Source organism: Listeria valentina, from assembly GCF_011800755.1.
In the GTDB taxonomy this organism is placed as follows: domain Bacteria; phylum Bacillota; class Bacilli; order Lactobacillales; family Listeriaceae; genus Listeria; species Listeria valentina.
In genome coordinates this window covers 1-13,229 of the sequence record NZ_JAATJW010000006.1, presented here as the reverse complement: position 1 = coordinate 13,229, position 13,229 = coordinate 1, and the positions used below count along the sequence as shown (strand labels likewise).

Genomic DNA, 13,229 nt, shown 5'->3' with positions numbered 1-13,229 from the left:
AGGTAAAGGAGTGAACGGAATGTTTTTAGCATTGAAGGAATTGAAACATGCAAAATTAAAATTTTCGCTAGTCGTTTTGATCATGGTTTTGATCGCTTGGCTTGTGTTATTTGTGACGGGGCTTGCAAATGGACTTGCGAGCGACAATGGTTCCGCGATTGAATCGAGTAAGGCGACGGGATTTTTGGTGGAGAAGGATTCGGATAATCGTTTGACGCGTTCGAGTCTTTCGGAAGAAAAGGTCCAACGAGCGGAAGAAAAGTTTGGGAAAGATGCGACGGCGCTTGGTGTTCAGATGACAACGGTCACAAAGCCGAGCGCAGCGAAAAAAACAGATGTCACTTTTTTTGGAATCGATCCTAGCCGTTTCTTGGTACCAGAACAGGTTTCTGGGGAATCACTTTCGGGGAGCAAGAAAAATAGTGTGATTGCGGACGAGAAACTGAAGGAGAGCGGCTACAAACTTGGTGACAAGGTGAAAGACCAGATGAGCGGATCCGTTTTTGAGATCATTGGTTTTGCGAAAAAAGCCACATATAGTCATACGCCTGTTCTTTATACAAGTTTTGATAGTTTTAAGAAGTTGCAACAACGTGGAGCTAGTTCATATAATGCGGTTGCGCTTCAAAATGATTCAGGAGAAGATTTTGCGCAAAGCGGGCTTGTTTATGCGAGTTCAAAGGAAGTGCTTGAAAATATCCCTGGCTATTCAGAGGAGCAAGGTTCGCTTCTCATGATGATTGCCTTTCTATTTGTGATTGCCGCGTTCGTCTTGGCTGCTTTTTTCTATGTTATTACGATTCAAAAAATGAATCAGTTGGGCATCTTGAAAGCGGTTGGCGCAAAAACTAGCTATTTAGCACGTAGTATCGTTTTTCAAGTTGTTTTCCTAGCTTTTGTCAGTTTAGTAATCAGTAACGCGCTTACGTTCTTAATGGCGCTTGCACTTCCAGATAGCATGCCATTCAATTTAAGTCCGCTTACGGCACTACTGTGCTCGGGGCTGTTCATTTTAATGGCTGTGCTAGGTTCGATATTATCACTCAGCCGCGTTGTTCGTGTCGACGCGCTTGAAGCGATTGGGAGGGCAAACTGATATGCAAACGACTAAATTAAGTTTTAAAGATGTAACGAAATTTTATCATGATGGTGAAACGACGATCGAAGTGTTGCGAGATGTGAATTTGGATGTTCGACAAGGCGAGTTTGTGGCGATTGTAGGTCCTTCTGGATCGGGAAAAAGTACGTTTCTTTCAATCGCCGGAGCGCTCCTTACGCCAAGCTCGGGGCAAGTGTTCGTTGATACTAAGGAAGTCACAAATTTGTCCAAGAAAAAATTGACCCAAACGAGGCTTGAGGAAATTGGTTTTATTTTTCAAGGCGCAAACTTGGTTCCTTACTTGACGGTTCTAGATCAGCTACTTGTGATTCCAGTTTTGAATGGTGAGCGTAAAGCTGGGAAGGCTCGTGCGCTAAGTTTGCTAGCGGAGCTTGGGCTTACACACCGGGAAAATCAGTATCCGGATCGGCTTTCTGGCGGCGAGCGGCAACGCGTAGCGATTGCGCGTGCGCTGATGAATGATCCGGAAGTGATTTTGGCGGATGAACCGACGGCAAGTCTTGATTCGGAGCGTGGTCGGAAAGTGGTCGAGATGATCGCTAGGGAAGTCAAACGCGAAAATAAGGCGGCTGTTATGGTCACACATGATGAGCGGGTTCTCGATTTATGCGACCGCGTTGTTCGGATTGAAGATGGAAGGCTTACGGAAGCGCGCTAAGGGAATCAAAATTTTAAAATGCGAACATTAGGTTTCTTACCTAAAAAATCGTTCGTGATATTGATTGACGAATGGCAGGGGAGACGGTACAATGGAGAATGGAAATACGGAGCTTGCTTTGGCGGGCTTAAATTATTAAAAGAGGTGTTTGCATGTCTTCAGTTGTTGTTGTCGGAACACAATGGGGCGATGAAGGAAAAGGTAAGATTACGGATTTCTTGTCGGAGAACGCGGAAGCAATTGCACGTTATCAAGGTGGGAATAATGCGGGTCACACGATTAAATTTGATGGTGAAACGTATAAACTTCACTTGATTCCGTCGGGGATCTTCTATAAGGATAAGATCAGTGTAATCGGAAACGGGATGGTCGTTGATCCAAAGGCGCTCGTTACGGAATTGAAGTATTTACATGATAAAGGAATTGATACTCGGAATTTGCGAATTTCGAACCGTGCACATTTGATCCTGCCTTACCACATTCGGATTGATGAAGCGGACGAAGAGCGAAAAGGTGCAAATAAAATCGGTACAACGAAAAAAGGCATTGGCCCGGCTTACATGGATAAGGCGGCTCGTGTTGGGATTCGTGTGATTGACTTACTGGATAAAGAAACGTTTAAAGAAAAATTAGAGCAAAACTTGAAAGAGAAAAATCGGCTGTTGGAACGTTTTTATGAACTGGATGGTTTTTCGCTAGAAGAAATTTTGGATGAGTACTACGAATATGGTCAGCAGTTCAAAGAATATGTTTGCGATACGTCTGTTGTTTTAAATGATGCGCTAGATGAAGGAAAGCGGGTTTTATTTGAAGGCGCGCAAGGCGTTATGCTAGATATTGACCAAGGAACTTATCCGTTTGTTACTTCAAGCAATCCGATTGCTGGGGGAGTAACGATCGGAAGTGGCGTAGGTCCATCGAAAATCAACCATGTTGTTGGAGTAGCGAAAGCTTATACTTCTCGTGTAGGTGATGGTCCATTCCCGACAGAACTATTTGATGAAACAGGTGAACGAATTCGTGAAGTGGGTCATGAATACGGAACAACAACTGGACGTGCTCGTCGTGTGGGATGGTTTGACAGTGTTGTTGTGCGCCATGCTCGTCGTGTGAGCGGATTAACCGATTTGTCACTCACTTTGCTTGACGTTTTAACTGGGATTGAAACGCTTAAAATTTGTGTGGCATACAAACTTGATGGAAAGACGATTACTGAATTTCCAGCAAGCTTGAAAGATCTTGCTCGTTGTGAGCCTGTGTATGAAGAATTACCAGGTTGGACAGAAGATATCACAGGTGTAAAATCATTAGATGAGCTTCCTGCTAACGCTCGTCATTATATGGAACGAATCGCGCAACTTACTGGCGTGCAAATTTCGATGTTTTCCGTTGGTCCGGATCGAAACCAAACACATGTCGTAAAAAGCGTGTGGCGTCTTGCTTGATTTTTGAAGAGATGCGTCCGCAACAATTTGCGGGCGCTTTTTTGTTCAATAAAAATTGGTCTATCTAATTGTATTTGAAGTTAATTATTTCTCGGGAAATAATTAGGAAGTAGGCACGCTCTTTACTAATTAAAAATTTCACAATCTATCCATGCTCGAGAGAGTGTGGATAGATTGTTGAAATTAAATTGTAAATTTAACTGTTAAAACCTGAATAAATAGTTATTTTGTCATGTTAAAATGGGAAAAAACGAAAAAAATGGAAGTGTTTTTATTGCATTAAAGGAATAGAGGTGGTAAAATTTCTATATTGACAGCGCTTACATTGTGAAAAGAGAAATTTACTACATTCTTGATATTTTGCAAAATCTCTATTTTAAGCTATGATAAAATTAGAGAAAAAAACTGTTTTGACAAAGCTTTTTTAAAATTGGTAAGGCAGTGAAAAGTTTAAGCAAGACCCAAGAATAATGAGGGGGAAGTACATAATGGAACAGAAACAAGAATTATCACGTGGTTTAAAAAACCGGCACGTTCAGCTGATTGCTATTGGGGGAGCAATTGGTACAGGATTATTCCTTGGTTCAGGAAAATCCATTCATTTAGCTGGTCCATCTATTTTACTTGCTTATATGATTACGGGAGCGATTTGTTTCTTAATCATGCGGGCACTGGGTGAAATTTTGCTCTCAAACTTAAATTACCATTCATTTGTAGACTTTGTGCAAGACTATTTTGGAAACGCGGCAGCATTTGTAACTGGCTGGACTTATTGGTTCTGTTGGATTTCAATTGCGATGGCCGATTTGACAGCAGTAGGGCTTTACACACAATTTTGGTTCCCAAATGTCGCACAGTGGGTGCCAGGGCTAATTGCTCTAGTTCTCTTGCTTGTAATGAACCTAGCAACTGTAAAATTATTTGGTGAAATGGAATTCTGGTTTGCGCTCATCAAAATCATTGCGATTTTAGCGCTTATCGTAATTGGGATATTCATGATTATCAAAGGCTTCTCAACAGATGCGGGAGCATCAACGTTCACTAATTTATGGAGTCACGGGGGTTGGTTCCCGAACGGAGCTAATGGTTTTATTTTATCCTTCCAAATGGTTGTATTTGCCTTTGTGGGTATTGAGCTAGTTGGCTTAACGGCGGGCGAAACTGAAGATCCGGAACACGTTATTCCAAGAGCGATCAACAACATTCCCATTCGGATTTTGATTTTCTACATTGGGGCACTACTTGTTATTATGAGTATTTATCCATGGAATTCGATTGATCCGGCAAAAAGTCCATTCGTACAAGTATTCTCGGCGGTGGGGATCGTAGCAGCAGCGGGAATTATCAACTTTGTAGTTTTAACATCGGCAGCATCGGCTTGTAACAGTGCGGTGTTTAGTACCAGCCGGATGATTTACTCGCTTGCGAAAGAGAAAAACGCGCCAAAAAGAATGACAAAACTAACTTCACATAAAGTACCATCTAACGCATTGTTTTTCTCGTCAATCGTTATTTTAATCGCAGTTGTCTTAAACTACATCATGCCAGAAGGCGTATTTACACTTGTAACGAGTGTATCGACCGTATGTTTCATCTTTATTTGGGGGATTACCGTACTTGCTCATTTAAAATATCGGAAAACACGTCCTGAACTTGCGAAGAAAAGCAAATTCAAAATGCCACTTGCCCCAATTTCGAATTATGTAGTTTTAGTGTTCTTGGCATTCGTGCTTGTTGTACTAGCATTTGCTGAAGACACGCGTGTAGCGCTATTCATTACGCCGCTATGGTTTGTTGGCGTGTTGATTGCTTATTACATTCGCAAATCGCGGATTGAGCATAAAAACGAACGCGAAGGACTAAGCGAATAAAAAATGAAAAGCTTGAGCTGATGGGGGCAAGAAACCAGAGGCTCAGGCTTTTTCGATTAAAAATGCTTGCAAAAAATAAAGAAAGTGGTAGAATTATTCTGTTGGCAATTTTTTTTTACGGGTTATTAGCTCAGTTGGTAGAGCAGCTGACTCTTAATCAGCGGGTCGGGGGTTCGAACCCCTCATAACCCATTGGGTGCCAAACCCTTGAGACCGAAGCTTTTTCGACGTTTTCGGACGTTTGGAAGAAGAGGCTTGCGGTCTTTTTTTATAGTGAAAGTCCTTAAAAATCCTTGTTTAGAAAATATTGTCAAATTTATCACTCATTGATTTTTGTTTATTGGGGAAAAGGTGCCCATACGTATCAATTGTAGTAGTTATACTGGCATGTCCCATTCGTTCTTTTATAGTAACTGTATCTTCGTTGTTATTAATAAGCAAAGCAACGTGCGAGTGTCTGAAGTCATGTAGACGTATAGGTGTTAGATTTGTTCGTTTGCAAATTTTTTGGATCTTTTTGGTACTGAAATTTTCTCTTGCTGGAAGTTCCATGTTGTATTGGAAAACGTGGGCATCTAAAATTGAATGTTTATCTAATAAATAGGATTGAAGAAGGTTGCTTTGATAATTTTTCCATTCTTGGAGTAATGAAGATAATTTGCTATTAATAGTAATATATCTATTGCTAGTACTACTTTTAGGAGATGTTATAATATTTTCTTTATTAACACGTGATAAAGTTTTATTTACATGTATCTCATTGCGTAAAAAATCTATATCTTCCCATTTTAAAGCTAACATTTCCCCTGAACGCATTCCTGTTAGATATGCAGTTGTATAAAATACTTTATAAATGTATTCGTTGTCTTTTAGAGAGTTAATGAATTGTTTGAATTCTAAGGGTGTCCAAAATTTCATTTTTTCTTTTTCGACTTTTAGTTTTTTGATGCTATTACAAGGGTTGATTGAAATTAAATTTTCATCTATTGCGACATCGAAAATTTTTTTAAGTAAAATCATATGTTTGTTAATGCTATTGTTGGATAGGGGATTTTTATTATCGTTTAGTAGATAATCTCGAAATTCAATACAAACCTTTTTGTTAGTTTTAGCAATTAATGTGTTTTTAAAATATGGTAGGATTCTGTGATTGTAATATCCCTTTTGTGTTCTAATGTACGTAGGTTTGTGATTCACAGTATAACTAGAAAAATAGGTTTGACCAATTTCTTCAAAAGTAGTTTTTTGGTTTACTGGTAAAGCACTTTGGTAATATAGTCTCTTGTAATATGCTATTAAATTTTCAGCCTCGGCTTTTGTTTTTATATTTTTTTTCTTTATTCTTCGTTGTTTTCCAGTAATTGGATCGTAACCTAGGCTTATATCAATTTTGTATCCTTTTTCTGTTTTGATAATTGGCAATATAGTTTACCTCCTCTTTAAGAACGTATGTTCTAAATATGGTTAAAAAAAATAGTGTTTTGGATACTTGAATTAGAAATTTTACGTTCATAAATCATTTGAAGTCTTTCTAATGTGTAATCTTCAGGGATGTTGAATAAGTCACTGGTTTCTTTAATTATGTTTTGTGAGTTGAAATTAATAAATCGAAACATGTGTAATGGAATTGCGAGATATAATGAAAATAATCTTGCTTGTTTTTCTAGATCGATGCATTGAGCGGTATATAAGTTATGGTCAAAATGATTATGAGATAATTCATGTAGAAATTCAAATTGTTGGTCTTTTGAATTTTTTTGTTCGTTTATAGAAATAAAGCGATAGTCATTAACAACTAAATAACAAGAAGTTTTTCCAAGTCCGTAATCTAGATTTTCTAGAGTACAGATGTTTTCTATATTTATTTGATAAGGATGGAAAATTTTTAAAGATGTTAAGTAATTTTCTGCATGTTTTTCTAGTGATGTGGGTTCATAAATAAATGGCATTTTCATCACCTCAAGTACGAATTAGTTCTTTTTATTTTTACTCTTTCTTTTTAATGCTTCAATTAGAGTATTAATATATTCTAGGTCTTCATCAGTTAGATTTTCCCGTTCAAAGAAGTGAACTGATATATTGTCCGAATTATTATTGGGGTTGTTAGTTCTACCTAACAAATAGTCTATTGTTGTATCAAATATTTCAGCAAGTTTATTGAGATTTGAATTGTCAGGTTCAATTATATCATTTTCATATTTTGATATCGTTACTTGACTAATTTTTAATTTTTCAGCTAGTTCTTTTTGAGTTAGATTCTTTTTTTTTCGTAAGCTTTTTAATCGTTTGCCGAAACTATACATAAATTTGATTCTCCTTTTTTATTATTTACTAGTATCAATATACAATAAGATTCTTTTCGAGTATATACATCAAAGTTTATTATAATTTATTTGCATTTATAACAAATAAAATACTTTAAAAGTTTATAACTTAATGGTATATTATGTGTAGTTAATATAAATGGTTATAAAAAGGAGGGGTGAATATGAATTTTTTAAATGTCCATCAAGTTGCAAATTTAATGGATATAAGTCTTTCGGGAGCATATCAAGTTATTAGTGAATTAAATAAAGAATTAAAAGAACAAGGTTTTAAGGTAAAACGAGGAAAAGTAAATGCTCTTTATTTTAAAAAGGTATATGGTTTTGCAGAGGAGGAATCAGAGTTTGAATTACAAAAAAACGCATGAGATCATGCGAAAAGCTGTCCCACTCGCAAAGCAAATGGAGGGCGATTGGAATTTGAGAATGAGTATGGCGCTAAAAAGTGTGCTGATAGACCACTATTTGAATGAACCGTTCTCAAAAGAAACTGTATTAAAATTACTTGCTAAAGGCGTGTCTTATCGTCGTATTAGTAAACATTATGGTGTGTATCACCGCCACATTCAAACCATTTTAAATTGATTTCAAAGGTGTGAAGATAGACCACCAATTCGAATCCAACCATTAAAATGGTTCAATGATTATAAATTTTTGTTCTTTGACAATTACATAGCCCAAACAGCTAAGTAAACACAATAAAAATGGGTATAAGAAAAGCGCTCCTGATAAAATCAAGAACGCCTCAAATAAAAACTCAACACTTTTATTATAGAGGTATTCTTTAGATTTGTCACGTGTGACTTTTCGAGCGCCTCGCTTATGAGGAACAATCGGGGATGAGAAACCTTGGGTTGACTGATAGCCAAAAACAGTCTCGGTGGCATCCGATGAAAGCCTACTAGATTATTTTGTATGGGAGCATTAGAAAATAATGCGATGATCTTGAAATAGTTGATAAGCGCCGTGATGGAATCAGAACCTAGCGAGAGGATGGACAAGTTAAAAAAAAGAACGTTAGAAGGATAAACGTTCGTAAAAAACAAGACATTGCGTCAACAATGTTTTGTGATCGTTTTTATAACGATTTAATAGAAAAATTAGTTCCACAATGATTAGGGGAACAAGTAAAACACTTACATTTGAGAGGAGTAGAGAAATGCTTAAGATTAAAAATCAGATGGAGGAAAATTTGTTCTGTTGCTGATCAGCATTTTATTCCAGATCGAGAATGTAGAAATTTTGTTAGAAGGAATGTAGGGTTCTAAAGAAGTAAAATCTACATTCCTTTTTTTTATGAAAAAGGGTCTTTTTTACGAAGGAGTGATGCGAATTTGTTAAAAGTAATCATACAAAATCAAGGACAACTTGAAGATTTCTTAAATGGTTATCATACGAAGCTTTTAGATATTTTGCGCCAACGAGCGGCTAAAATAGAAGAGTTAGAGCCTTTGATGTTTCATGAAGTGTTGGAATTTTTAGAGTCCAACGGATTATCTTTACAAAATGGTGAATCCCTTGGTATTCCCATTAAGATTGAAGTAGCCAATATTCATCAAATCCTGATTTTTGAAAAAATCGAGGATTTATCCGATAAAGATCAAGTCTATGTTCGTTTCTTTTTACAAAAACTATGAGATAAAAAAATGAATGGAGGAATGGCTGTTGGGTGTTTTTGAAATTCTGAATCTGTCTGAAGTAGAAGAGGTGATCAAGAAATTTGATCAGATGTGCTTGAAAGAGAATCTACAGGCTGGTGAATATTTAACAGTGACTATCAGTCAGATTATGGATGGTCTACATGCAGAGTTTGTCCAGCTTCATTGGGGAGAGACCATTTGTTTTGATCTACGAGTCCCAAAATTAAATTATATAGGACGTTTAGATTTTAAGAAAACGGAAGATCAAGAGACGGATGTATTAAACGTTCGTTGTTCCTTTAGGGGGTTCGATTGAATGGTTGCTGTAGAAGATATAAAGCGGTTGATGGTTTAACAATTCCCTGAGAAAAAAGAAGCGATTGATCAATTATGTACGCAGGAAATCTTTGTTTGCTATGTGGCTAAGTTGCATCAGGAAAGTGTGAAAGAGGCTCAAAAATCATTAGGGTATCGTGCTTCTACTGCTGTACAAGAAGCCCTTCGTTTTCAAAAATATGTTCAGTGCGAAGGTGGAGATGGTGATGGAAAAATTTAAAACTGTCTATCAGACTCCGTTAAAAGAGTTATCTATTTTCTATCAGCAACAGGAGGGAATGATTTCTTGTTCTGCGCCTGATGATCTTACAGAGTCGGAAAAAAAGTCTCTATGGGAAAAGAATCAACCTATTTCTCATAAAGTGTTAACGAATGTTGATTTGTTTAGAAAAAGATAGTTAATAAGAGAAAAGAAGTCTAATGGAAAAGAGTGATGTGGCATGGTAGTCTTTGATGAACTACGATGCTTTTTTTATTGAAAAAAATATAAAGGAGAGAAAAAAACATGTTACAAAATATTTATTTTAAAGAATCAGAGTTTGCAAATTTAGAATTCTTAGGGCGGAATGAGTTAGAAGATTTAGTGGAAGGAAACCGACAAAATCGAAAAACGACGCATAATTGTTACAAGCTAATGGGGACTAAACATGTAGGCGGTTTAAATGTTCATATTCCAAGTGATGTACTGGTACAACCTTTTGAAACAAAAACACCTGTAAAATTAGTGAATCCTGTTGTGCAAGGCATCGCAACAAGAAGCCAAAATGGTTCGATTATTAATTGGATTGTCGTGGCGGATAATATTGTTCCAGCCTAAGGAAATTGAAAAAAATTAAAGGAGAGAATTTAAAAATGACAATTAAAATTAATAAACAAAATCCACTGAAAGAAGATCGTTTTGATGTTGAAAAAACACTTGGGAAATTGGAATTTCTAGGTTATGAAGATGATCGTTTAAAAACAGAGGATGGAGAGTATACAGGAGAAGTCGATGCTGTACGTGTAGGTGTGTTTAGTGAAGCTTTAAATGATACACTGGTTATTTTTCTGCCACCCACGGCGGATAAACCTGAAATTGGCTATAAAAAGTTCGTGACGCTTGAAAATGTGTCATTAAGCCCCTATACGGCTTTTTCACTCAATCAAACGAATGTGGTTCAATTTAAAGTGCAGGCAGACGCCATGAAACCAGCAAGCGGAAATGGTTCCAGTGAAAACAAGCCATCCGATGATAAAAAACAAACGCAAAAGGCGTAATGAGGATAAAAGATGAAAAACTTCATAGAGAAATACATGTATAAGTACCGAGGAAAAAGAATTCGGTATAAGACAAAAAGTGTGGTTATGCGAGTGGGTTTTCTAATTGGGATTCCCACTTTTTTATTGGCTTTTTTGTTGATTAGCGTAACTTTTAAAAGTTATCCTTCTTTCGCTCCGTCAAATTCGTTTGTGGGTGTTAAGGAATGGTTTCTTTCGATTTTGTGGATTCGAATGGGAATTTCGTTTGCTTTAGCGGCTATTTTTACTTTCTTGTGCTTGTTTGGATTGAAAGTATTGTTCTTTGAAAAGTTTACTTTTATGAAGCATCGTCAAAAATTAGCGCGGTTCATTATCGATCGAGGTTGGTATTCAACAAAATCAATTGAAAAAGAAGGCTTTGCTATTTTATCGGCATTTGATTTTGAAAGTAAGAGGGCTTCGAAAACGAAAACGAAAGAAAAGATTGATTATTTTCCTAAAGTGTATTATCGAGTAAAAAAAGATTATATCTATATTCGTTTTCCGTTAGATGGTACCAAGCATCAACATCAATTTTTAGATGTAGCAAAGGAACTTGAACAGACGCTTTTTAGTGAGCTCGTGAAAGAAGAGTTAGAAGAGGGCTATATTTGTTACAAGTTTGTTTATGCGATTCATCGTGATCGGCTTAATATTCAGGAAGTAATCGCGAAAGATGGCAAGTTGCCACTTATGAAACGCTCCGTTTGGGAATTTGATAAGTTGCCTCACATGCTTTTAAGTGGGGGTACAGGTGCAGGTAAAACATATGTGATTCTTTCAGTGTTATTAGGGTTAGTGAAAGGTGAATGCAAGAAAGAAGATATTTACATTGCTGACCCTAAAAATGCCGATTTAGCAGATTTAGAAGGCATTTTTCCTAACGTTTACAGTCAACCAAATGGCATTAAAATGGTCATTAATAAATTTAGAAAAGCGATGGAAGAACGTGCTCGCACCATTAAAGAATTGCCGAACTATGAAACGGGTAAAAATTATCGCTATTTTGGTTTACGTCCGCAATTCTTGATATTTGATGAGATTGTAGCTTTTATGGAAATGTTGAAGTTTAGTGAACGTGACGAAGTGATGACCGATTTAAAACAAATTGTGATGTTAGGTCGTCAAACGGGCTTTTATTTGATTGGTGGTTTGCAACGTCCAGATGCGAAATATCTAGCGGATGGGATACGTGACCAGTTTCATTATCGGATTGCCTTAGGGAAAAATTCAGAAGTGGGCTATGGCATGATGTTTGGAGACGTGGACAAGAAGTTCTCCCAAAAAGAAATTATTGGATTTGGTTATGCGGATGCTGGGAAAGGGGTTATTTCAGAGTTTTATAGCCCTTTTGTGCCAAGCGATTTTGATTTTATTGAGGAGTTTAAGAAAATTAGTTGATTTTTGTTAGTGAAGGTAGTCAAAAAAATGATTGGGGTGCTGTATGTGCATATTGAAATTCAAAATTTGGCTGGTTTAGAAGAGGCTTGTAAAAAACATGAGAAAGCTAATATTGATAGAGCTGTTGAGGCTTTGAGTGTTGTTTGGATTGAGACCGAGGAAGGTGAACCATTTGATTTTGTTTTTGATTTTCAATCGCCGCACTTTCTCGAAGTGTTGCAGTTTACGTTGATTGAAAAGAATGATAGGTATGTGAACTGGCGTTTTGATCGCTATTTTTTTGATGACCAAAGACCAGATGATTGGGATGATTAATAATTATAGTTTGGAGGGAATGGGATGCATATTGAAATGCAAAATAAGAGTGGCTTCGATGAAGCTTGTCAGGAACACCAAGAGGCTCAATTTGCTCTTGTTCGAGAAGCCTTATTTTTTGATGCGAGAAATGTCGAAGAAGGCGAGGCATATGATTTTCCGTTTGGCTATCATTCAGATGATCGTGGCGTTTTTCGCTTTACCTTACTTGAAAAAAACAAACAATTTTCACGTTGGCGTTTTGATGGATATTTACCTGATAAAAAATAACAAAAAATGAATGACTATATTTTCGGAACAATAGGATATAGCGCATGAAAAGTAAATTTAGTGGTTATTTTTGTTTTGGAAATAATAGATCATATACTTGGGTAATAAAGCGAGGAATGTTTCTTTCTAATGGTTGGTTTTTCATATAATCTCGCTTTGCGAGCATTAATTTTGGATGATGCTGAAATAGCCAATACTCTTTGATTTCAAATGGTTTCTTTTTATTTTCATAATACCTTTTAACATCTTTGCAAATACTGATGGTGCAATTAGTCCTGTCAGTATTTATAAACAGCTCAACGTGGATAATCTCGGTATTAGCAGCATCTTCATAAGAGTTTTCAAATTCAAAAATACGGCATATTTCTTGGGCGTGTAGGATTTGTTCAGAACTAAAGCTCATAAAAAAACACTCCTTAAAGGGAAATAGATAAGTCAATTATAGCACAATAGAATGGATGGGATTTTAGTTATATTCTTTTATGTTTTTCAACTGGATAGATGTCAATAAAGTAGACACAAAAAGAGTAAATACTTAAAAATTTTCAAAATAAAGAGCCTCCTTTTCATT

General features: G+C 36.5%; 18 protein-coding genes and 1 tRNA gene. 15 read left to right on the top strand and 4 right to left on the bottom strand.

The features are described from left to right. Positions 1-19: 19 nt before the first annotated feature. The 5 genes from HCK02_RS02705 (at position 20) to HCK02_RS02685 (ending at position 5,286) form a co-directional block, all read left to right on the top strand. On the top strand, positions 20-1,096 hold the full coding sequence (locus HCK02_RS02705) for an ABC transporter permease (protein WP_167628606.1): 1,077 nt from the start codon (positions 20-22) through the stop codon (positions 1,094-1,096). A 1-nt stretch (position 1,097) separates the two neighbouring features. After that, positions 1,098-1,778 (top strand): ABC transporter ATP-binding protein, encoded by a 681-nt coding sequence (locus tag HCK02_RS02700; RefSeq protein ID WP_167628605.1) that lies wholly within the window; start codon positions 1,098-1,100, stop codon positions 1,776-1,778. Between the two features lie 152 nt (positions 1,779-1,930). Continuing rightward, positions 1,931-3,223, top strand: a complete 1,293-nt coding sequence (locus tag HCK02_RS02695; RefSeq protein ID WP_167628604.1) for an adenylosuccinate synthase — start codon at positions 1,931-1,933, stop codon at positions 3,221-3,223. 488 nt (positions 3,224-3,711) lie between these two features. After that, on the top strand, positions 3,712-5,094 hold the full coding sequence (locus HCK02_RS02690) for an amino acid permease (RefSeq protein ID WP_167628603.1): 1,383 nt from the start codon (positions 3,712-3,714) through the stop codon (positions 5,092-5,094). A 119-nt stretch (positions 5,095-5,213) separates the two neighbouring features. Continuing rightward, positions 5,214-5,286: transfer RNA gene (locus HCK02_RS02685), tRNA-Lys, on the top strand. 105 nt (positions 5,287-5,391) lie between these two features. On the opposite strand, the gene HCK02_RS02680 is transcribed toward HCK02_RS02685, so the two are convergent. From HCK02_RS02680 to HCK02_RS02670, 3 genes are read right to left on the bottom strand one after another with little or no spacing between them, the layout of a single operon-like run. Further along, positions 5,392-6,516, bottom strand: a complete 1,125-nt coding sequence (locus HCK02_RS02680; protein ID WP_246215514.1) for a tyrosine-type recombinase/integrase — start codon at positions 6,514-6,516, stop codon at positions 5,392-5,394. Between the two features lie 32 nt (positions 6,517-6,548). Continuing rightward, positions 6,549-7,043 carry an ImmA/IrrE family metallo-endopeptidase gene (locus HCK02_RS02675; RefSeq protein WP_167628602.1) on the bottom strand — a complete coding sequence of 165 codons (495 nt, stop codon included), beginning with the start codon at positions 7,041-7,043 and terminating at the stop codon, positions 6,549-6,551. A gap of 21 nt (positions 7,044-7,064) precedes the next feature. Then, positions 7,065-7,397 carry a helix-turn-helix domain-containing protein gene (locus tag HCK02_RS02670; RefSeq protein WP_167628601.1) on the bottom strand — a complete coding sequence of 111 codons (333 nt, stop codon included), beginning with the start codon at positions 7,395-7,397 and terminating at the stop codon, positions 7,065-7,067. Between the two features lie 185 nt (positions 7,398-7,582). Here HCK02_RS02670 and HCK02_RS02665 point away from each other — a divergent pair, with 185 nt between their 5' ends. From HCK02_RS02665 to HCK02_RS02620, 10 genes are all read left to right on the top strand, one after another. Next, positions 7,583-7,786 carry a helix-turn-helix domain-containing protein gene (locus HCK02_RS02665; RefSeq protein ID WP_167628600.1) on the top strand — a complete coding sequence of 68 codons (204 nt, stop codon included), beginning with the start codon at positions 7,583-7,585 and terminating at the stop codon, positions 7,784-7,786. Continuing rightward, complete coding sequence (locus tag HCK02_RS02660; protein WP_425482845.1) at positions 7,764-8,003, top strand: hypothetical protein; 240 nt, start codon at positions 7,764-7,766, stop codon at positions 8,001-8,003. The genes HCK02_RS02665 and HCK02_RS02660 overlap by 23 nt, the downstream gene beginning before the upstream one ends. 749 nt (positions 8,004-8,752) lie before the next feature. Beyond that, positions 8,753-9,055: a hypothetical protein gene (locus HCK02_RS02655; RefSeq protein ID WP_167628599.1), complete on the top strand. Its 303-nt coding sequence runs from the start codon at positions 8,753-8,755 to the stop codon at positions 9,053-9,055. 28 nt (positions 9,056-9,083) lie between these two features. Continuing rightward, positions 9,084-9,374 (top strand): hypothetical protein, encoded by a 291-nt coding sequence (locus HCK02_RS02650; RefSeq protein WP_167628598.1) that lies wholly within the window; start codon positions 9,084-9,086, stop codon positions 9,372-9,374. Positions 9,375-9,600: 226 nt separating this feature from the next. Beyond that, positions 9,601-9,792, top strand: a complete 192-nt coding sequence (locus HCK02_RS02645) for a hypothetical protein (RefSeq protein ID WP_167628597.1) — start codon at positions 9,601-9,603, stop codon at positions 9,790-9,792. Positions 9,793-9,899: 107 nt separating this feature from the next. Then, positions 9,900-10,211, top strand: coding sequence for a DUF961 family protein (locus tag HCK02_RS02640; RefSeq protein WP_167628596.1), 312 nt, complete (start codon positions 9,900-9,902; stop codon positions 10,209-10,211). A 35-nt stretch (positions 10,212-10,246) separates the two neighbouring features. Beyond that, positions 10,247-10,651, top strand: a complete 405-nt coding sequence (locus HCK02_RS02635) for a DUF961 family protein (protein ID WP_167628595.1) — start codon at positions 10,247-10,249, stop codon at positions 10,649-10,651. Positions 10,652-10,663: 12 nt separating this feature from the next. Then, entirely contained in the window at positions 10,664-12,073 is a 1,410-nt protein-coding gene (locus tag HCK02_RS02630) for a cell division protein FtsK (RefSeq protein WP_167628594.1), read from the top strand. Positions 12,074-12,100: 27 nt separating this feature from the next. After that, complete coding sequence (locus HCK02_RS02625) at positions 12,101-12,388, top strand: hypothetical protein (RefSeq protein WP_167628593.1); 288 nt, start codon at positions 12,101-12,103, stop codon at positions 12,386-12,388. A 24-nt stretch (positions 12,389-12,412) separates the two neighbouring features. Continuing rightward, positions 12,413-12,658: a hypothetical protein gene (locus HCK02_RS02620; RefSeq protein WP_167628592.1), complete on the top strand. Its 246-nt coding sequence runs from the start codon at positions 12,413-12,415 to the stop codon at positions 12,656-12,658. A 64-nt stretch (positions 12,659-12,722) separates the two neighbouring features. Here the strand turns inward: HCK02_RS02620 and HCK02_RS02615 are convergent, their stop codons facing one another. Continuing rightward, entirely contained in the window at positions 12,723-13,061 is a 339-nt protein-coding gene (locus HCK02_RS02615) for a hypothetical protein (protein ID WP_167628591.1), read from the bottom strand. Positions 13,062-13,229 lie beyond the last annotated feature (168 nt).

What these genes read in the sequence shown, in the direction of transcription:
- HCK02_RS02705 (WP_167628606.1), top strand. Translation starts at nt 20, where the DNA reads ATGTTTTTAGCATTGAAGGAATTGAAACATGCAAAATTAAAATTTTCG.
- HCK02_RS02700 (WP_167628605.1), top strand. Translation starts at nt 1,098, where the DNA reads ATGCAAACGACTAAATTAAGTTTTAAAGATGTAACGAAATTTTATCAT.
- HCK02_RS02695 (WP_167628604.1), top strand. Translation starts at nt 1,931, where the DNA reads ATGTCTTCAGTTGTTGTTGTCGGAACACAATGGGGCGATGAAGGAAAA.
- HCK02_RS02690 (WP_167628603.1), top strand. Translation starts at nt 3,712, where the DNA reads ATGGAACAGAAACAAGAATTATCACGTGGTTTAAAAAACCGGCACGTT.
- HCK02_RS02675 (WP_167628602.1), bottom strand. Translation starts at nt 7,043, where the DNA reads ATGCCATTTATTTATGAACCCACATCACTAGAAAAACATGCAGAAAAT.
- HCK02_RS02670 (WP_167628601.1), bottom strand. Translation starts at nt 7,397, where the DNA reads ATGTATAGTTTCGGCAAACGATTAAAAAGCTTACGAAAAAAAAAGAAT.
- HCK02_RS02665 (WP_167628600.1), top strand. Translation starts at nt 7,583, where the DNA reads ATGAATTTTTTAAATGTCCATCAAGTTGCAAATTTAATGGATATAAGT.
- HCK02_RS02645 (WP_167628597.1), top strand. Translation starts at nt 9,601, where the DNA reads ATGGAAAAATTTAAAACTGTCTATCAGACTCCGTTAAAAGAGTTATCT.
- HCK02_RS02640 (WP_167628596.1), top strand. Translation starts at nt 9,900, where the DNA reads ATGTTACAAAATATTTATTTTAAAGAATCAGAGTTTGCAAATTTAGAA.
- HCK02_RS02635 (WP_167628595.1), top strand. Translation starts at nt 10,247, where the DNA reads ATGACAATTAAAATTAATAAACAAAATCCACTGAAAGAAGATCGTTTT.
- HCK02_RS02630 (WP_167628594.1), top strand. Translation starts at nt 10,664, where the DNA reads ATGAAAAACTTCATAGAGAAATACATGTATAAGTACCGAGGAAAAAGA.
- HCK02_RS02625 (WP_167628593.1), top strand. Translation starts at nt 12,101, where the DNA reads ATGATTGGGGTGCTGTATGTGCATATTGAAATTCAAAATTTGGCTGGT.
- HCK02_RS02620 (WP_167628592.1), top strand. Translation starts at nt 12,413, where the DNA reads ATGCATATTGAAATGCAAAATAAGAGTGGCTTCGATGAAGCTTGTCAG.
- HCK02_RS02615 (WP_167628591.1), bottom strand. Translation starts at nt 13,061, where the DNA reads ATGAGCTTTAGTTCTGAACAAATCCTACACGCCCAAGAAATATGCCGT.